Source organism: Streptomyces sp. SN-593, from assembly GCF_016756395.1.
GTDB lineage: Bacteria > Actinomycetota > Actinomycetes > Streptomycetales > Streptomycetaceae > Actinacidiphila > Actinacidiphila reveromycinica.
The window spans coordinates 7,365,662-7,386,261 of the sequence record NZ_AP018365.1; the positions used below are offsets into that span (position 1 = coordinate 7,365,662).

Consider the following 20,600-nt stretch of genomic DNA (forward strand, 5'->3'; position numbering starts at 1 on the left):
GCGGGAGCGTTACTGGCCGAAGGCTGTGGCCGGTCGTGGGGATGCTTCGTCGGCTGGGCAGGAGCGGGTGGGGCATCCGTTGCTGGCGGCGGCGGTGTGGCTGGCTGAGGGCGACGGGCTGGTGCTGACAGGCCGTCTGTCGCTGGCGGCGATGCCGTGGCTGGCCGACCACACCGTCCACGGCACCATCCTGCTCCCGGGCACGGCCTTCGTGGACTTGGCGGTCCACGCCGGTGATCTGGCCGGGTGCGGCACGTTGGAGGAGTTGACGCTCCAGGAGCCCCTGGTTCTGCCGGGCTCCGGTGGCGTGCAGCTTCAGGTCCGTGTCAGCGACGGCGATAGTGGTCGGCACACGGTCACGGTCTCCTCCCGTGACGGCGACGGCGAGTGGGTGCGACACGCGGTCGGTGTGCTGGCCGCAACTGATGGTGAGCCCGTTCCGGCCCCGCTGGCCGCATGGCCTCCGGCAGGTGCGGAGCCGGTTCCGGTCGACGGCGCTTACGAGAGGTTCGCCGAGCGTGGTTACGGCTATGGTCCGGCGTTCCAGGGTCTGCGTCAGGTCTGGCGCGCCGGGGACACCGTCTGTGCCGAGGTCGAGCTGCCCGAGGTCGTCGACTCCGATGTGGCCGGGTTCGGTCTGCATCCGGCTCTCCTTGATGCCGCCCTGCATGGTCTGTTGGTCGCCAGTGACGGCAGCGGTGGGACGGAGTTGCCGTTCGCCTGGTCGGGCGTGCAACTGCTGGCGAGCGGTGCCCGCCAGTTGCGCGTGGTGTTCGCTTCCGAGCCGGGTGGAGTGTCCGTCACGGCGTTCGACGGTGTGGGTGAGCCCGTTTTGCGGGCACGGTCGTTGGCGCTGCGCGAGGCTTCCGTCGGTCAGTTCAGCAGCTCCGGTCGGCAGGTACGGCAGTCGCTGTTCACCGTGGACTGGGTCCCGCTGACCGCGCAGGCTTCGGCCGCCCCGGTGCCGTGGGTGCGGCATGGCGAGTCGCTCGGCACTGCGTCCGTGGTGGTCGCGGCTGTGCCGGCTTCCGAGCCGGGGGTGTCGGCGCCGCGGGCGGCTCAGGTGGCTGCGGCGACGGTGCTGGGTTGGGTGCAGGAGTGGCTGGCTGATCCCGAGACCGACGGTTCGCGGTTGGTGGTCTGGATCCGGGGCGCGGCCTCCGGCCTGGATCTGGCCGGTGCTGCGGTGGTGGGTCTGGTGCGCTCGGCGCAGTCCGAGCACCCGGGCCGTCTCGTGCTGGTCGACGTCGATCCGTCGGCCGGCCTGGACCCGACTCACGACGCTGATGTGGACGCTGTCCTGGCCGTGGCCCCGGACGCTGATGAGCCTGAGGTCCGCATCCGACCCGAGGACGGAGGAGTTGCGGCGTTCGGTCGGCGGTTGGTCCGGGCCGGGGCGTCCGGGGAGCTGGTGCTGCCGGGTGGTGCGGGTTGGCGGGTGGAGGTTGCTCGGCCGGGTGACCTGGGCAGTGTCGCTGTCGTCGATGCTCCGGAGGCGGATGCGGCGCTGTCGGCGGGTCAGGTGCGGGTGGGGCTGCGTGCGGTGGGTGTGAACTTCCATGACGTCGTGGGTGGGCTGGGGATGGTCGTGGATGGCCGGGTCTTGGGGATGGAGGGTGCTGGGGTTGTCCTGGAGATCGGTCCCGGGGTGGATGGTCTGACGGTCGGTCAGTCGGTGATGGGTCTGGTGCAGGGGTGGGGGCCGGTCGGGGTTGTGGATGCCCGAGTGCTGGCTCCGATCCCGCAGGGTTGGTCGTTCCAGCAGGCCGCGTCGGTGTCGGCGGGGTTCCTGACCGCGTTCTACGCGCTGCGGGATCTGGCCCAGGTCCGTCCCGGTCAGCGCGTTCTCATCCATGCCGGTACGGGTGGTGTCGGTACGGCGGCGGTGCAGTTGGCCCGGGTGTGGGGGCTGGAGGTCTTTGCGACGGCGAGTCCGGCCAAGCAGTCCGCGTTGCGGGCGATGGGTGTGGACGAGAGCCACATCGCCTCCACCCGCGACTTGGTCTTCTGCGAGCGGTTCCTGGCTGTGACCGGTGGCGAGGGCATGGACGTGGTCGTGAACGCGCTGGCCGGGGAGTTCACGGACGCCTCCCTTCGCTTGCTGCCGCGCGGTGGCCGGTTTGTCGAAATGGGCAAGACCGACATCCGTGACCCCGAGCGGGTCGCCGAGGCCCACCCCGGGGTCGTCTACCAGGCGTTCGACCTGATGGACGCGGGCGAGCCGCGGGTGGCGGAGATGCTGGCCGAGCTGGGCGCGATGTTCGAGGCGGGTGAGCTGGTTCCGCCTCCGGTGACGTGCTTCGAGCTGTCCCAGGCGGTGGCGGCACTGCGCCACCTCCAGGCCGCCCGCCACATCGGCAAGGTCGTGCTGAACGTCCCGGCCCAGTGGGACCCCGAGGGGACGGTGCTGGTCACGGGCGGCACCGGGACCCTGGGCGGGGCGCTGGCCCGGCACCTGGTGGACGTGCGTGGCATGCACCATCTGGTGCTGTTGTCCCGGCGGGGTCCGGCGGCGCCGGGTGTGGCGCGCCTGGTCGCGGAACTCGCCGGATCGGGTGCTGAGGTGCGGGTGCAGGCCGGCGATGCCGCCGACCGCGACGCCCTCGCCTCGATCCTGGCCAAGGTCGCGCTCGACCGTCCGTTGACGGCGGTGGTGCATGCCGCCGGTGTGATCGACGACGCGACCGTGGAGTCGTTGACGCCCGAGCGGATGGCGCCGGTGCTGGCCGCGAAGGCGGACGCGGCGTGGAACCTGCACGAGTTGACCGAGGGCGCGGGCCTGGCGGGCTTTGTCCTGTACTCCTCGGCCGCAGCCATTGTGGGCAATCCGGGACAGGCCGGCTACGCCGCCGCGAACGCGTTCCTGGACGCGCTGGCTGCCTACCGCCGCGACCGGCACCTGGCCGGCCAGTCGTTGGCCTGGGGACTGTGGGCCCACGCCTCGGAGATGACCGGGCACCTGGAGGGCACTGGCCTGTCCCGCCTGCGTCGTGGCGGCATCCAGCCGATGTCGACAGGGCAGGGCCTGGCGCTGTTCGAGGCCGCTACCGCGTTGGGTTCCGCCTTGGTGGTCCCGGCCCGACTGGACTTGGCCGCGCCGTCTCGTGCTGGCGGGCCGGTCCCTGCGCTGCTGCGGAGTCTGGCAGTCGGCGCTCCTGTCCGTCCGTCCGCGTCCGCGGCTGCGATCGTGGGCGGTCTGGCGGCGCGGTTGGCCGGGCTCGGCCCCGTCGAGCGTGAGCAGGAGGTTCTGGAGATCGTCCGGGCGGCTGCGGCGGTGGTTCTGGGCCATGCCCGGCCCGAGGACATTGATCCGCAGCGGGCCTTCCGGGACATGGGCATCGATTCCCTGACCGGGCTGGAGCTGCGCAACCGGCTCGCGAACGAGACCGGACTCACCCTGCCCGCCACCCTCGTCTTCGACCAGCCGACACCACTGGAGGTCGCCCGGTTCCTGGTGGCAGAGATGTGCGGGGCCGACGCAGTCGTCGGGGGGACCGCTCTTCCGGTGGTCCGTGTCGGGACGGACGAGCCGGTGGCGATCGTCGGTATGGGGTGCCGGTTCCCGGGCGGGGTCGAGGACCCGGAGGGCTTCTGGCAGCTTGTTGCTACGGGGACCGATGCGATGTCGGGCTTCCCGGTGAACCGCGGCTGGGAGGTAGACGGCCTGACCGTCTCGGATCCGGGTGACGAGGGCGCCGCTTTCGCCCCGGTGGGTGGATTCCTGTATGGCGCTGGTGAGTTCGATGCGGAGTTCTTCGGGATCAGTCCGCGTGAGGCGTTGGGGATGGATCCGCAGCAGCGGTTGCTGTTGGAGACGTGCTGGGAGGCGCTGGAGGACGCGGGGATCGAGCCGGGTTCGCTGAAGGGCACCGACACGGGTGTCTACGCAGGGGTCATCGCGTCGGGTTACCAGCTCGGTGAGCAGGATGGTGCCGGGGGTTTCGGCCTGACCGGGACGACGGCGAGTGTGGCGTCTGGTCGGGTGGCGTACTCGCTGGGGTTGCAGGGTCCCGCCGTCTCGATCGACACGGCGTGTTCCTCGTCGCTGACGGCCATCCACCTCGCGGCGCAGGCGCTCCGCGCGGGTGAGTGCGGGATGGCGCTGGCCGGCGGGGTCATGGTGATGGCCACCCCTGGGACGTACAGGGAGTTCGCGCGGCAGCGGGGGTTGGCTGCTGACGGGCGGTGCAAGCCGTTCGCGGAGGCGGCTGACGGGACCGGGTGGGGTGAGGGCGTCGGGATGGTCGTCCTGGAGCGGCTGTCGGATGCGCGGGAGCGTGGGCACCGGGTGTTGGCGGTCGTGGCGGGCAGCGCGATCAACCAGGACGGTGCGTCCAATGGTTTGTCGGCGCCGAATGGTCCGTCGCAGCAGCGGGTGATCCGGGCGGCGTTGGCGAGTGCGGGGTTGCAGCCTGCTGATGTTGACGTGGTGGAGGCGCATGGCACGGGTACGGCCCTGGGTGACCCGATCGAGGCGCAGGCGCTGTTGGCGACCTACGGGCAGGACCGGCCGGAGGGTCGGCCGCTTCTGCTGGGTTCGGTGAAGTCGAACATCGGTCATACGCAGGCGGCTGCGGGTGTGGCGGGTGTGATCAAGATGGTGCAGGCGATGCGGTACGGGACGCTGCCGCAGACGTTGCACGTGGACGCTCCGTCGTCGCACGTGGACTGGTCGGCCGGAGCGGTGGAGTTGCTCACCCGGGCACGCCCGTGGGAGGCCGGCCCCCGCCCGCGGCGTGCGGGTGTGTCGGCGTTCGGGATCAGCGGCACCAACGTCCACCTGATCCTTGAAGAGCCGGCTCAGGATGCCTCTGTCCATGAGGAGTTGGAGCCGGAGTCTGCCTCGGGATCTGGGTCTGGGGGTTCGGTGGCGTGGGTGGTGTCGGCGCGGTCGGGTGGGGCGTTGGCTGCGCAGGCGGGTCGGTTGGCGGAGTTCGTGGGGGCTCGGCCGGAGATTTCGGTTCGGGATGTGGCGTTGTCGTTGGCGGTGTCGCGGACGACGGGGTTTGCGCATCGTGGGGTGGTGGTTGGTGAGGACCGTGACCAACTGCTGGCGGGTCTGGGGGCGGTCGCGGAGGGCCGGGAGGCGCCGGGTGTGGTGTCCGGGGTTGTTGGTTCGGTGTCGGTGTCTGGGCCGGTGTTCGTGTTCGCGGGTCAGGGTGCGCAGTGGGTCGGGATGGGCCTGGAACTGTGGGATGAGGAGCCGGTGTTCGCGGCGGCGATGGAGCGCTGCGCGGTGGCGTTGGAGCCGTTCGTGGAGTGGCGGCTTCGTGATGCGTTGGGTGATGCGGGGTTGTTGGGGCGGGTGGATGTGGTGCAGCCGGCGTCGTGGGCGGTGGCGGTGAGTTTGGCGGAGTTGTGGCGGGCCTACGGTGTGGAGCCCGCCGCGGTGGTGGGTCACAGTCAGGGTGAGATCGCTGCGGCGTGTGTCGCGGGCGGCTTGTCCTTGGAGGACGGTGCGCGGGTGGTTGCCCTGCGTAGTCGGGCGTTGGCGGGGCTTGCGGGTACCGGTGGGATGGTGTCGGTGCCGGCGGGGCTGGATGAGGTGGGGGAGTGGATCTCCGCGTGGGGTGAGGACTTGTCGGTCGCGGCCGTCAATGGTCCTCGCCAGGTCGTGGTGGCGGGTGCCGCACAGGCCTGCACGGAGTTCGCGGAGGCGTACGGAGATCGGGGTGCGCGGCGGATCGCGGTGGACTACGCCTCCCACACCGCGCATGTCGAGGCCGTCAAGGAGCGTCTGGCCGCGGACCTGGCGGGAGTGTCTCCGGTTTCTGGTTCGGTGCCGTTCTTCTCCACGCTTGAGGCTCGCCCGGTGGATACGGCTGAGTTGGATGGCGGGTATTGGTTCCGGAATCTGCGTCGGACGGTGCGGTTCGGTGAGGTTGTCGCGACGTTGGCGGCGGAGGGGCACCGGGTGTTTGTGGAGGTGAGTCCGCATCCGGTGTTGGGGTTGGCGGTCGCGCAGGCCGGTGAGGATCTGGTTGCGGCGGGCACGTTGCAGCGCGGCGATGGCGGCCGGAGCCGCTGGCTGACCGCACTGGCCGGTGCTTACGCCGCCGGTGTGGAGGTGGACTGGGCGGCGGTGACCGCTGACGGGGGTCGGGCGGTGAAGGTCGCGCTCCCGACGTATCCGTTCCAGCGCGAGCACTACTGGCCCAAGGCTGTAGCCGGTCACGGGGATGCTCCGTCGATTGGTTTGGAGCGGGCTGGACATCCGTTGCTGGCGGCGGCAGTGTGGTTGGCCGAGGGCGACGGGCTGGTGCTGACGGGGCGCCTGTCGCTGGGGGTGATGCCGTGGCTGGCCGACCACGCGGTCCACGGCACGGTGCTGCTGCCCGGCACCGCGTTCGTGGACTTGGCGGTCCACGCGGGGGATCTGGCCGGGTGCGGGGTGTTGGAGGAGTTGACGCTCCAGGAGCCGCTGGTTCTGCCCGCCTTGGGTGGTGTGCAGCTCCAGGTCCATGTCGGTGACAGCGAGGGCGACAGCGGTCGTCGAACGGTCACGGTGTCCTCCCGTGACGGAGACGGCGAGTGGGTGCGGCACGCGGTCGGCGTGCTGACCCCGGTCGGCGGTGAGCCGTCCCCTGCTCCGCTTCCGGTCTGGCCGCCCGCGGGTGCGGAGCCGGTTCCGGTCGACGATGCCTACGAGAAGCTCGCCCAGCGTGGTTACGGCTACGGTCCGGCGTTCCAGGGTCTTGGTCAGGTCTGGCAGGCCGGGGACACCGTCTACGCCGAGGCCGAGTTGCCGCAGGCCGCGGAGGCAGATGCAGCCGGGTTCGGTCTGCACCCCGCTCTCCTTGATGCCGCGCTGCACGGTCTGTTGGTCGCCAGTGACGGCAGTGGTGGGACGGGGCTGCCGTTCGCGTGGTCGGGGGTGCGGCTGCTGGCCGGCGGTGCCCGCCACCTGCGGGTGGTCCTGGCCCGCGAGACGGGCGGCGTCTCGGTGACGGCGTTCGACGCTGTCGGTCAGCCGGTGTTGCAGGCACGGTCGTTGGCGTTGCGTGAGGTCCCGGCTGGTCAGTTCAGCGGCTCGGGGCGGCAGGTGCGGCAGTCGCTGTTCACTGTGGACTGGGTTGCGCTTCCGGCGATCTCGGCCGCCTCGGTGCCGTGGGTGCGGCATGGTGAGTCGGTCGGCTCCGCGCCGGTGGTGGTGGCGGTGGTTCCGGTTGCCGAGCCGGGGGTGTCGGCGCCGCGGGCGGCTCAGGTGGCTGTGGGGACGGTGCTGGGTTGGGTGCAGGAGTGGCTGGCTGATCCCGCGACGGACACCGCGCGGTTGGTGGTCTGGAGCCGGGGCGCGGCTGCCGGTCATGACCTGGCCGCCGCGGCGGTTATGGGCCTGCTCCGCTCGGCCCAGTCGGAGCACCCCGGCCGCCTGGTCCTGGTCGACGTCGATCCGTCAGCCGGCCTCGATCCGACTCACGACGCCGACGTGGACACCGTCCTGGCCGTGGCCCTGGGAACCGACGAGCCCGAGATCCGTATCCGTCCCGCTTCTGACGGCGGGGGAGTTGCGGCGTTCGGCCGGCGGCTGGTCAGGGCGGGCACGGAGGAGCCCGGGGCCGCGCCCGCCGAGTGGGATGCGCAGCGCACGGTGCTGATCACGGGCGGAACGGGGGCGCTGGGCGGGGAGTTGGCCCGACACCTGGTGGACGCCCGTGGCATGCGGCACCTGGTGCTGATGTCGCGGCGCGGCCCGGCCGCGCCGGGGGCGGCCGGCCTGGCCGCCGAGTTGGCGCGGTCGGGAGCAGAGGTGCGGGTCCAGGCCGGCGACGCCGCCGACCGGGACGCTCTCGCCTCGGCGTTGGCCAGGATCTCGACGGATCGTCCGTTGGCGGCGGTGGTGCATGCCGCCGGGGTGATCGACGACGCGACCGTGGAGTCGTTGACGCCCGAGCGGATGGCGCCGGTCCTGGCAGCCAAGGCCGATGCGGCCTGGAACCTGCACGAGCTGACCGAGGGCGCGGGCTTGGCCGGCTTCGTGCTCTACTCCTCGGCAGCTTCCATCCTGGGGAGCCCCGGCCAGGGAAGTTACTCCGCCGCGAACGCCTTCCTGGACGCGCTGGCCACCCAGCGCCGCGACCGGCACCTGGCCGGCCAGTCTCTTGCCTGGGGGCTGTGGGCCCAGGCGTCGGAGATGACCGGGCATCTCGACGGGACCGGTCAGTCCCGCCTGCGTCGGGGCGGCATCCAGCCGATGACGACGGAGCAGGGCCTGGCCCTGTTCGAGACCGCCGCCGTGCTGGGCACCCCCTTGGCGGTCCCGGCCCGACTGGACCTGGCCGCGCTGTCGCGTGCCGGAGGGCCGGTGCCTCCGCTGCTGCGCGGCCTGGTCGCCGGTGTCTCCGCACGTCCGACCGCAGCCGTGGCCGCGGCTGCGGCCGGCTTGGCGGCCAGGTGGGCGGCCCGGTTGGCGGCGCTCGGTCCCGCGGAGCGTGAGCAGGAGGTCCTGCGGATCGTCCGGTCCGCTGTCGCCGTCGTCATGGGCCATGCCAGCCCCGGGGACGTCGATCCGCAGCGTGCCTTCCGCGAGATGGGCATCGACTCCCTGACCGCCCTGGAGCTCCGCAACCGGCTGTCGGCCGAGACGGGCCTGAGCCTGCCCGCCACCCTGGTCTTCGACTACCCGACACCGGGCGCGGTCGCCGAGTACCTGCGGCCGCGAATGGTCGCCGACGGCGAGGCGGGAATGGCGCCGGTGATCGCCGAGCTCAACCAGCTCGAATCCCGTCTCCTGAATCTGGCGGGCACGTGCGAGGAGCCCGACGGAATCACGAATATCCTGCGCGGAATGCTGTCCACATGGATGAACGCACAGGGGGAGGCCCCATCGGCGGCCGAGCCCGATGGCGCTTCCATAGCGTTCGATTCGGCTACTCCTGATGAAGTATTTGATTTCCTTGACAAAGAATTCCGATTGCATGAGTCGGAACCGGATGACTTTGATCGACGAGTCGATGAGGAAGCCCTTTAATGGAGAATCAGGAAAAGCTCTTCGACTACCTGAAGAAGACGTCGGCTGAACTCGTCCAGATGCGCACGCGCCTCCGGCACATGGAAGCGCGTGAGCATGAGCCGGTGGCGATCGTGGGTATGGGGTGCCGGTTCCCGGGCGGGGTCGAGGGCCCGGAGGGCTTCTGGCGGCTGATCGCCGCAGGAATCGACGCGATGTCGGGCTTCCCGGTCGACCGCGACTGGAACCTGGAACGCCTGGACGCCTCCGACCCCGGCGATGCCAGCACCTCCTTCGCCCGGGTGGGCGGGTTCCTGGAGGGTGCCGGCGGCTTCGACGCGGAGTTCTTCGGGATCAGTCCGCGTGAGGCGTTGGGGATGGATCCGCAGCAGCGGTTGCTGCTGGAGACGTGCTGGGAAGCGCTGGAGGACGCGGGGATCGAGCCGGGTTCGCTGCGTGGCTCCGACACGGGTGTCTACGCCGGCATCATCGCCTCGGGCTATCAGGCCGGGGAACAGGCTGGCGCCGACGGTTATGTGATGACCGGGACCGCCGCGAGTGTGGCGTCGGGTCGGGTGGCGTACGCGCTGGGGTTGCAGGGTCCCGCGGTGTCGGTCGACACCGCGTGTTCGTCGTCGCTGACGGCGATTCACCTGGCGGTGCAGGCGCTGCGGTCCGGCGAGTGCGGGATGGCGCTCGCGGGTGGCGTCACGGTGATGGCCACCCCGGAGACCTTCGTGGAGTTCGCGCGGCAGCGGGGGTTGGCTGCTGATGGGCGGTGCAAGCCGTTCGCGGAGGCGGCTGACGGGACCGGGTGGGGTGAGGGTGTCGGGGTCCTGGTGTTGGAGCGGCTGTCCGTGGCCCGTGAGCGTGGGCACCGGGTGTTGGCGGTGGTCTCCGGTAGTGCGGTGAACCAGGACGGTGCGTCCAATGGTTTGTCGGCGCCGAATGGTCCGTCGCAGCAGCGGGTCATCCGCCAGGCGTTGGCCAGTGCGGGGTTGCAGCCTGCTGATGTTGACGTGGTGGAGGCGCATGGCACGGGTACGGCGTTGGGTGATCCGATCGAGGCGCAGGCGTTGCTGGCGACCTACGGGCAGGGCCGGCCGGAGGGTCGGCCGTTGTTGTTGGGTTCGGTGAAGTCGAACATCGGTCACACGCAGGCGGCGGCGGGTGTGGCGGGTGTGATCAAGATGGTGCAGGCGATGCGGTACGGGGTGCTGCCGCAGACGTTGCACGTGGACGCCCCGTCGTCGCATGTGGACTGGTCGGCCGGAGCGGTGGAACTGCTCAGCACGGCGCGGGAGTGGCCGGTGGGGTCTGGTCCGCGGCGTGCGGGTGTGTCGGCGTTCGGGATCAGTGGCACCAACGTCCACCTGATCCTTGAGCAGCCCGCGCAGGATGCGGCTGTCCAGGTTGAGCCGGAGCCGGAGTCTGTCTCGGGGTCGGGGTCGGGGTCGGGGTCTGGGGGTTCGGTGGCGTGGGTGGTGTCGGCGCGGTCGGCTTCGGCGTTGGCTGCGCAGGCGGGTCGGTTGGCGGAGTTTGTGGGGGCTCGGCCGGAGGTGGGGGTTCGGGATGTGGCGTTGTCGTTGGCGGTGACGCGGACGACGGGGTTTGCGCATCGTTTGGCGGTGGTGGGTGAGAGTCGTGACCAACTGTTGGCGGGTTTGGGGGCGGTTGCGGCGGGCCGGGGGGAGGTGGTGCCGGGTGTGGTGTCGGGGGTTGTTGGTGGTGTGTCTGGTGTGGCTGGTGCGGGTTCTGGTGTGGGTTCTGTTGGTTCTGGTGGCGGTGTTGCTGGTGTTGGTGGTGGTCGGGTGGGGGTGGTGTTTTCGGGTCAGGGTTCGCAGCGGGTGGGGATGGGGTTGGGGTTGTGTGGGGTGTTTCCGGTGTTTGCTCGGGCGTTTGATGAGGTGTGTGAGTGTTTTGAGGGTTTGTTGCCGGGGTCGTTGCGTGAGGTGATTGGTGTGGGGGGTGGGGAGTTGGATCGGACGGTGTTTGCGCAGGCGGGGTTGTTTGCGGTGCAGGTGGGGTTGTTTCGGTTGTGGTCGTCGTGGGGTGTGGTGCCGGATTGTGTGGCGGGTCATTCGTTGGGTGAGGTGACGGCGGCTTATGTGGCGGGGGTGTGGGGTTTGGAGGATGCGTGTGCGGTGGTGGCGGCGCGGGGTCGTTTGATGGAGGGGTTGGGTGGGGGTGGGGCGATGGTGGTGTTGGATGCGTCGGGTGTGGAGGCGGAGGGGTTGGTGGCGGGGCGTGTGGGGGTGTCGGTGGCGGCGGTGAATGGTCCTCGGCAGTCGGTGATTTCGGGTGTGGGGTCGGTGGTGGAGGAGTTGGCGGGGGTGTGGCGTGCGGGGGGTGGGCGTGTTAGGCGGTTGCGGGTGGGTCATGGGTTTCATTCGCCGTTGATGGATCCGATGTTGGGTGAGTTTCGGGGGGTGTTGGAGGGGGTGTCGTTTGGTGAGCCGGGGTTGGTGTTGGTGTCGGGGGTGGTGGGGGCGGATGTGCGGGATCCGGGGTATTGGGTGGGGCATGTGCGGGGGACGGTGCGTCATCACGATGTGGTGGAGGCGATGCGGGCGCGGGGGGTGGGTGTGTTTGCGGAGTTGGGTCCGGATGGTGCGTTGTCGGCGATGGATGAGTCGGGGGTGTCGTTGTGGGTGCCGGCGTTGCGTGGGGGTGGGGATGAGGCGGAGTCGGTGGTGCGGGCGGTGGCGGGGTTGTATGCGGCGGGTGTGGACGTGGATTGGGCCGCGGTAGCCACCGCGGCCGGCGGGGGTGGGGGTGCGAGGACGGTTGCTCTGCCGACGTATCCGTTCCAGCGCCGGCACTACTGGCCGAAGGCTGCGGCCGGTCGTGGGGATGTTTCGTCGGTGGGGCAGGAGCGGGTGGGGCATCCGCTGCTGGGTGCGGCGGTGTGGCTGGCCGAGGGCGACGGGCTGGTGTTGACGGGGCGCCTGTCGTTGGGGGCGATGCCGTGGCTGGCCGACCACACCGTCCACGGCACCGTCCTCCTGCCCGGCACCGCGTTCGTGGATCTCGCGGTCCATGCCGGGGATCTGGCCGGGTGCGGCGTGTTGGAGGAGTTGACGCTCCAGGAGCCGCTGGTTCTGCCCGCCTGGGGTGGTGTGCAGCTTCAGGTCCACGTCGGTGACAGCGAAGGCGACAGCGGCCGGCGGACCGTCACGGTCTCCTCCCGTGAGGGGGAGGGCGAGTGGGTGCGGCACGCGGTCGGCGTGCTCACCCCGGTCGGCAGTGAGCCCGTTCCGGCCCCGCTGGCCGCCTGGCCACCGGCCGGCGCGGAGCCGGTTCCGGTCGACGGCGCCTATGAGAGGTTCGCTGAGCGTGGCTACGGCTATGGTCCGGCGTTCCAGGGTCTGCGTCAGGTCTGGCGCGCCGGGGACACCGTCTACGCCGAGGTCGAGCTGCCGGAGGTCGTCGACTCCGATGTGGCCGGGTTCGGTCTGCACCCGGCGCTGCTCGATGCCGCTTTGCACGGTCTGCTGGCCGCCAGTGAAGGTGGTACTGGGACGGGGTTGCCGTTCGCGTGGTCGGGGGTGAAACTGCTGGCCGGCGGTGCCCGCCACCTTCGGGTGGTCCTGGCCCGTGAGTCGGGCGGCGTTTCGGTCACCGCGTTCGACGGTGTGGGTGCGCCGGTCCTGCGGGCGCGGTCGTTGGCGTTGCGTGAGGTCCCGGCTGGTCAGTTCAGCGGCTCGGGTCGGCAGGTGCGGCAGTCGCTGTTCACCGTGGACTGGGTCCCGCTGACCGCGCAGGCTTCGGCCGCCCCGGTGCCGTGGGTGCGGCACGGCGAGTCGGTCGGGTTCGAGGTGGCGCCGGTGGTGGTGGCGGTGGTGCCGCCTGCCGAGCCGGGGGTGTCGGCTCCGCGAGCGGCCCAGTCGGCTGCCGCGACGGTGCTGGGTTGGGTGCAGCAGTGGCTGGCCGATCCCGCCACCGATGATGCGCGGTTGGTGGTCTGGACCCAGGGTGCGGCCGCCGGCCAGGACCTGGCCGCCGCGGCGGTGACGGGTCTGGTGCGCTCGGCCCAGTCCGAGCACCCCGGCCGCCTCGTGCTGGTCGACGTCGACCCGTCGGCCGGCCTGGACCCGGACCTTGACCGTGATGTGGACACCGTCCTGGCCGCGGCACTGGGCACTGACGAGCCTGAGATCTGTGTCCGTCCCGCTACGGACGGCCGGACCGTGGCTGCTTATGGTCGGCGGCTGGTCCGGGGCGGTGCCTCTGGGGAGTTGACACTTCCAAGCGGTGCGGGTTGGCGGGTGGAGGTGGCTCGGCCGGGTGACCTGGGCAGTGCCGCTGTCGTCGATGCTCCCGAGTCGGGCGTGGCGCTGTCGGCGGGCCAGGTGCGGGTGGGCCTGCGCGCGATGGGAGTGAACTTCCGCGACGTGGTGACCGGCCTCGGGATGGTCGCGGACAACCGCGGCCTCGGAGGGGAAGGTGCGGGTACCGTCCTGGAGACCGGTCCCGGGGTGACCGGCCTGACGGTCGGTCAGTCGGTGATGGGCCTGGTTCCGGGCTGGGGCCCGGTCGGGATCGTGGACAGCCGGGTGCTGGCCCCGGTACCGCAGGGTTGGTCGTTCGAACAGGCCGCAGCGGTGCCGGTCGGGTTCCTGACCGCGTTCTACGGATTGCGGGATCTGGGCCAGGTCCAGTCCGGTCAGCGGGTGCTGATTCACGCCGGTACGGGTGGTGTGGGTACGGCGGCGGTGCAGCTTGCCCGGGCGTGGGGGCTGGAGGTGTTCGCGACGGCGAGCCCGGCCAAGCAGTCCGCGTTGCGGGCCATGGGCCTGGACGAGAGCCACATCGCCTCGACCCGTGATCTCGCGTTCTGCGACCAGTTCCTTGCTGTGACCGGTGGCGAGGGTATGGACGTGGTGGTGAACGCCCTGGCCGGGGAGTTCACGGACGCCTCCCTGCGGTTGCTTCCGCGCGGTGGCCGGTTCGTGGAGATGGGCAAGACCGATATCCGCGACTCCGAGCAGGTGGCCCAGACCTATCCGGGCGTGGTGTATCAGGCGTTCGACCTGATGGACGCCGGTGCCCCGCGGGTCGCGGAGATGCTGGCCGAGCTGGGAGTGATGTTCGAGGCGGGCACGCTGGTTCCGCCGCCGGTGACGTGCTTCGAGCTGTCCCAGGCGGTGGCGGCACTGCGCCACCTCCAGGCTGCCCGGCACATCGGCAAGGTCGTCGTGAACGTCCCCGCTGAATGGGACCCCCAGGGCACGGTGCTGGTGACCGGTGGGACCGGAACGTTGGGTGGGGAGTTGGCCCGGCACCTGGTGAAGGTCCGGGACATGCGGCATCTGCTGCTGGTGTCCCGGCGCGGCCCGGCGGCGCCGGGCGTGGCGCGCCTGGTCGCCGAGTTGGCTGAGCTTGGTGCGGAGGTGCGGGTGCAGGCCGGCGACGCCGCCGACCGCGACGCCCTCGCCTCGATCCTGCACCGGGATACAGCACTCCGCCCGTTGACGGCGGTGGTGCACGCCGCCGGGGTGATCGACGACGCCACCGTGGAGTCGCTGACGCCCGAGCGCATGGCGCCGGTCCTGGCGGCGAAGGCGGACGCGGCCTGGAACCTGCACGAATTGACCGAGGGCGCGGGCCTGGCCGGCTTCGTCCTGTACTCCTCGGCCGCGGCGGTCATGGGCAGCCCCGGGCAGGGCAGCTACGCCGCCGCGAACGCGTTCCTCGACGCACTCGCCGCCCACCGCCGCGACCGCCACCTGGCCGGCCAGTCGCTGGCATGGGGATTGTGGGCCCAAGCCTCGGAGATGACCGGCCACCTCGACGGCACGGGTCTGTCCCGTCTGCGCCGTGGCGGCGTCCAGCCGCTGTCGACGGAGCAGGGCATGGCGCTGTTCGAGGCCGCTACCGCGTTGGGCGCGCCGCTGGCCGTCCCGGCCCGACTCGACGTGGCCGCGCTGTCGCGTGCTCGCGGGCCGGTGCCCGCGCTGCTGCGGGAGCTGGCCGCCGGCGGTGTCCCGGCGCGTCCGACGGCGGCCGTTGCTGCGGATACCGATTCGGGTGGGTTGGCGGCCCGCTTGGTCGCGCTCGGTGCGGCTGAACGTGAGCAGGAGGTCCTGCAGATCGTCCGGGCCGCTGCCGCCGTGGTCCTGGGTCACAGTCGCCCTGGCGACATTGATCCCCAGCGGGCGTTCCAGGACATGGGCATCGACTCCCTGACCGGGCTGGAGCTGCGCAACCGGCTGTCCGCCGAGACCTCCCTGAGCCTGCCCGCCACCCTGGTCTTCGACCACCCGACACCAGTCGACCTCGCCCGGCATCTGGTGGCGGAGGCGTGCGGGACCGACGGCGATACCGCTGTCCCTGTCGTCCGCGTCGGCATGGACGAGCCGGTGGCGATCGTGGGCATGGGGTGCCGGTTCCCGGGCGGGGTCGAGGACCCGGAGGGCTTCTGGCAGATGGTCGTCGGCGGGTCCGACGCGATGTCGGGCTTCCCGATGGACCGCGGCTGGGACATGGTGGCCGCCCTGCCTGACCCGGGCTCCGATGACGGGGGCGAGGATTACGCCCGAGTGGGTGGTTTCCTGGACGGCGCTGGTGAGTTCGATGCGGAGTTCTTCGGGATCAGTCCGCGTGAGGCGTTGGGGATGGATCCGCAGCAGCGGTTGCTGCTGGAGACGTGCTGGGAGGCGCTGGAGGACGCGGGCATCACCCCGGCTTCACTGTACGGATCCGATACCGGGGTCTATGCCGGCATCATCGCGTCGGGTTACCAGCTCGGTGAGCAGGACGGGGCCGGCGGCTTCGGGATAACGGGGACGACGGCGAGTGTGGCGTCGGGTCGGGTGGCGTACTCGCTGGGGTTGCAGGGGCCTGCCGTCTCGATCGACACGGCGTGTTCCTCGTCGCTGACGGCCATCCACCTGGCCGCGCAAGCGCTCCGCGCGGGTGAGTGCGGGATCGCGCTGGCGGGTGGCGTCACGGTCATGGCCACTCCGGGTGCGTTCACGGAGTTCGCGCGGCAGCGGGGGTTGGCTGCTGATGGGCGGTGCAAGCCGTTCGCGGAGGCGGCTGACGGGACCGGGTGGGGTGAGGGTGTCGGGGTTCTGGTGTTGGAGCGGTTGTCGGATGCGCGGGAGCGTGGGCACCGGGTGTTGGCGGTGATCTCCGGTAGTGCGGTGAACCAGGACGGAGCCAGCAATGGGTTGTCGGCGCCGAATGGTCCGTCGCAGCAGCGGGTGATTCGGGCGGCGTTGGCGAGTGCGGGGTTGCAGCCTGCTGACGTTGATGTGGTGGAGGCGCATGGCACGGGTACGGCGTTGGGTGATCCGATCGAGGCGCAGGCGCTGTTGGCGACCTACGGTCAGGACCGACCGGAGGGCCGGCCGCTTCTGCTGGGCTCGGTGAAGTCGAACATCGGTCACACGCAGGCGGCGGCGGGTGTGGCGGGTGTGATCAAGATGGTGCAGGCGATGCGGCACGGGATGCTGCCCGAGTCCCTGCATGTGGATGCTCCGTCGTCGCATGTGGACTGGTCGGCGGGGGCGGTGGAGTTGCTGACGGCGCCGCGGGAGTGGCCGTCTCATTCCGGTCCGCGTCGGGCTGGGGTGTCGGCGTTCGGGATCAGCGGCACCAACGTCCACCTGATCCTTGAGCAGCCCGCGCAGGACGTGTCCGCGGTGGATGTCCCTGTCCTGGATGGGGTGGAGTCTGCCTCCGAGTTGGGGTCTGGGTCTGGGGGTTCGGTGGCGTGGGTGGTGTCGGCGCGGTCGGGTGGGGCGTTGGCTGCGCAGGCGGGTCGGTTGGCGGAGTTCGTGGGGGCTCGGCCGGAGGTCCGGGTCCAGGACGTTGCGTTGTCGTTGGCGGTGTCGCGGACGACGACGTTCTCGCATCGTGGGGTGGTGGTTGGTGAGGACCGGGACCAACTGCTGGCGGGTCTGGGGGCGGTCGCGTCGGGCCGGGAGGCGCCGGGCGCTGTGACCGGGGTTGTTGGTTCGGTGTCGGTGTCTGGGCCGGTGTTCGTGTTCGCGGGTCAGGGTGCGCAGTGGGTCGGGATGGGGTTGGAACTGTGGGATGGGGAGCCGGTGTTCGCGGCGGCGATGGAGCGCTGCGCGGTGGCGTTGGAGCCGTTCGTGGAGTGGCGGCTGCGTGATGTGCTCGCGGATGCGGGGTTGTTGGGGCGGGTGGATGTGGTGCAGCCGGCGTCGTGGGCGGTGGCGGTCAGTTTGGCCGAACTGTGGCGTGCCTACGGTGTGGAGCCCGCCGCGGTGGTGGGTCACAGTCAGGGTGAGATCGCGGCGGCGTGTGTCGCGGGCGGTCTGTCTTTGGAGGATGGCGCGCGGGTGGTTGCCCTGCGTAGTCGGGCGTTGGCGGGTCTTGCGGGTACCGGTGGGATGGTGTCGGTGCCGGCGGGGTTGGGTGAGGTGGGGGAGTGGATTTCCGCCTGGGGTGAGGACTTGTCGGTGGCGGCGGTGAATGGTCCTCGGCAGGTGGTGGTGGCGGGTGCCGCGAGGGCGTGCACGGAGTTCGCGGAGGCGTATGCGGATCGGGGTGCGCGGCGGATCGCGGTGGACTACGCCTCCCACACCGCGCATGTCGAGGCCGTCGAGGAGCGTCTGGCGGAGGACCTGGCGGGGGTGGTTCCTGAAAGCAGCCCGGTGCCGTTCTTCTCCACGCTTGAGGCTCGTGTGCTGGATACGGCTGAGTTGGATGGCGGGTACTGGTTCCGGAATCTGCGTCGGACGGTGCGGTTCGGTGAGGTCGTCGCGATGCTGGCGGCGGAGGGTCATCGGGTGTTTGTGGAGGTGAGTCCGCATCCGGTGCTGGGGTTGGCGGTCGTGCAGGCCGGTGAGGAACTGGTCGCGGCGGGCACGTTGCAGCGCGGCGATGGCGGCCGGAGCCGCTGGCTGACCGCGCTGGCTGGTGCGTATGCGGCTGGTGTGGAGGTGGACTGGGCGGCGGTGACCGCTGATGGCGGCCGGGCGGTGAAGGTGGCTCTGCCGACGTATCCGTTCCAGCGGGAGCGTTACTGGCCGAAGGCTGTGGCCGGTCACGGGGATGCTCCGTCGGCCGGGCAGGAGCGGGTGGGGCATCCGTTGCTGGCGGCGGCCGTGTGGCTGGCCGAGGGCGACGGGCTGGTGCTGACGGGGCGCCTGTCGCTGGCGGTGATGCCGTGGCTGGCCGACCATGCGGTCCATGGCACCGTCTTGCTGCCGGGTACCGCGTTCGTGGACCTGGCGATCCACGCCGGTGATCTGGCCGGGTGCGGCGTGTTGGAGGAGTTGACGCTCCAGGAGCCGCTGGTTCTGCCGGGCTCGGGTGGTGTGCAGCTTCAGGTCCATGTCGGTGACAGCGACGGGGACAGCGGTCGCCGAACGGTCACGGTCTCTTCCCGCGGAGGCGAGGGCGAATGGCTCCGGCATGCGGTCGGTGTGCTGGTCGCGACTGATGGTGAGCCCGGTCCGGCGTCGCTGGCTGTCTGGCCTCCGGCGGGTGCGGAGTCCCTTCAGATGGATGGCGCTTACGAGAGGTTCGCTGGGCGGGGTTATGGCTATGGTCCGGCGTTCCAGGGTCTGCGTCAGGTCTGGCGCGCCGGGGACACTGTCTACGCCGAGGTCGAGCTGCCGGAGGTCGTCGACTCCGATGCGACCGGGTTCGGTCTGCACCCTGCTCTGCTCGATGCCGCTTTGCACGGTCTCCTGGCCGTCGGCAGCAGCAACAGCAGTGGTGGGACGGGGTTGCCGTTCGCGTGGTCGGGGGTGCGGCTGCTGGCGAGCGGCGCTCGCCACTTGCGGGTTGTTCTGGCCCCGGCGCAGGGGGGTGTCTCGGTCACCGCGTTCGACGGTGTGGGTGAACCGGTGCTGCACGCGCGGTCGTTGGTGCTGAGGGACTCCTCGGCCGGTCAGCTCGCTGGGCCGGGTCGGCAGGTGCGGCAGTCGCTGTTCACCGTGGACTGGGTCCCGCTGCCGGTGCCGCCTGAGACGGTTGACACCGCGGTGCGGTGGGTGCGGCACGGCGAAACTGAGTTGGCGCCCGTTGTTGTTGCTGCGGTGCCGGCTGCCGAGCCGGGGGTGTCGGCGCCGCGGGCGGCTCAGGTGGCTGCGGCGACGGTGCTGGGTTGGGTGCAGGAGTGGCTGGCCGATCCCGCGACCGATGATGCGCGGTTGGTGGTCTGGACCCGGGGTGCGGCCGCTGGTCAGGATCTCGCTGCCGCGGCGGTGGTGGGTCTGGTGCGCTCGGCGCAGTCCGAGCACCCGGGCCGTCTCCTGTTGCTCGACGTCGATCCGTCGGTCGGCCTGGACCCGACTCATGACGCTGATGTGGACACCGTCCTGGCTGTGGCATTGGGTGCTGACGAGCCCGAGGTCCGTATCTCGTCGGCCAGTGATGGTGGGGGAGCCGCGGCGTTCGGTCGGCGGTTGGTCCGCGCCGGGGCGTCCGGGGAGCTGGTGTTGCCGGGTGGTTCGGGTTGGCGGGTGGAGGTGGCTCGGCCGGGTGACCTGGGCAGTGTCGCTGTCGTCGATGCTCCGGAGGCGGATGCGGCGCTGTCGGCGGGCCAGGTGCGGGTGGGACTGCGTGCGGTGGGTGTGAACTTCCATGACGTCGTGGGTGGGCTGGGGATGGTCGTGGATGGCCGGGTCCTGGGGATGGAGGGTGCCGGGGTTGTCCTGGAGATCGGTCCCGGGGTGACTGGCCTGACGGTCGGTCAGTCGGTGATGGGTCTGGTGCAGGGGTGGGGGCCGGTCGGGGTCGTGGATGCCCGGCTGCTGGCCCCGGTTCCGCAGGGTTGGTCGTTCCAGCAGGCCGCGTCGGTGTCGGCGGGGTTCCTGACCGCGTTCTACGCGCTGCGGGATCTGGCCCAGGTCCGTCCCGGTCAGCGCGTTCTCATCCATGCGGGTACGGGTGGTGTCGGTACGGCGGCGGTGCAGTTGGCCCGGGCGTGGGGGTTGGAGGTCTTTGCGACGGCGAGTCCGGCCAAGCAGTCCGCGTTGCGGGCGATGGGCGTGGAGGAGAGCCACATCGCCTCGACCCGCGACTTGGTCTTCTGTGAGCGGTTCCTGGCTGTGACCGGTGGCGAGGGCATGGACGTGGTGGTGAACGCGCTGGCCGGGGAGTTCACGGACGCGTCACTGCGGTTGCTGCCGCGCGGTGGTCGGTTCGTGGAGATGGGCAAGACCGATATCCGCGATGCGGTGCAGGTCGCTGCGTCCCACCCGGGGGTGATCTACCGGGCGTTCGACCTGATGGACGCGGGCGAGCCGCGGGTGGCGGAGATGCTGGCCGAGCTGGGCGCGATGTTCGAGGCGGGTGAGCTGGTTCCGCCTCCGGTGACGTGCTTCGAGCTGTCCCAGGCGGTGGCGGCACTGCGCCACCTCCAGGCCGCCCGCCACATCGGCAAGGTCGTGCTGAACGTCCCGGCCCAGTGGGACCCCGAGGGGACGGTGCTGGTCACGGGCGGCACCGGGACCCTGGGCGGGGCGCTGGCCCGGCACCTGGTGAAGGCCCGCGGCATGCGGCATCTGGTGCTGATGTCCCGCCGGGGCCCGGCGGCGCCGGGCGTGGCGCAACTCGTCGGCGAGTTGGCGGCCACGGGAGCAAGTGTGCGGGTGCAGGCCGGCGATGCCGCCGACCGCGACGCCCTCGCCTCGGTCCTGGCCAGGGTCGCTGCTGACCGGCCCCT

At 71.0% G+C, this 20,600-nt stretch carries 2 protein-coding genes (both running past the window's edge); both read left to right on the top strand.

Features of this window, described 5'->3' with window-relative positions:
• Positions 1 to 8,971 carry the final stretch of a type I polyketide synthase gene (locus RVR_RS38755; protein WP_202237299.1) on the top strand. Its footprint begins 13,100 nt before the window's first position, so 8,971 of the gene's 22,071 nt are visible here — the last part of the coding sequence; its start codon lies off the left edge, out of view; the stop codon is at positions 8,969 to 8,971.
• Positions 8,971 to 20,600: the 5' portion of a type I polyketide synthase gene (locus RVR_RS31495; protein ID WP_202237300.1), read on the top strand. Its footprint extends 13,432 nt past the window's final position; the window shows 11,630 of its 25,062 coding nt (coding positions 1-11,630); the start codon lies at positions 8,971 to 8,973; its stop codon lies off the right edge, out of view. Before RVR_RS38755 ends, RVR_RS31495 begins: the two co-directional genes overlap by 1 nt.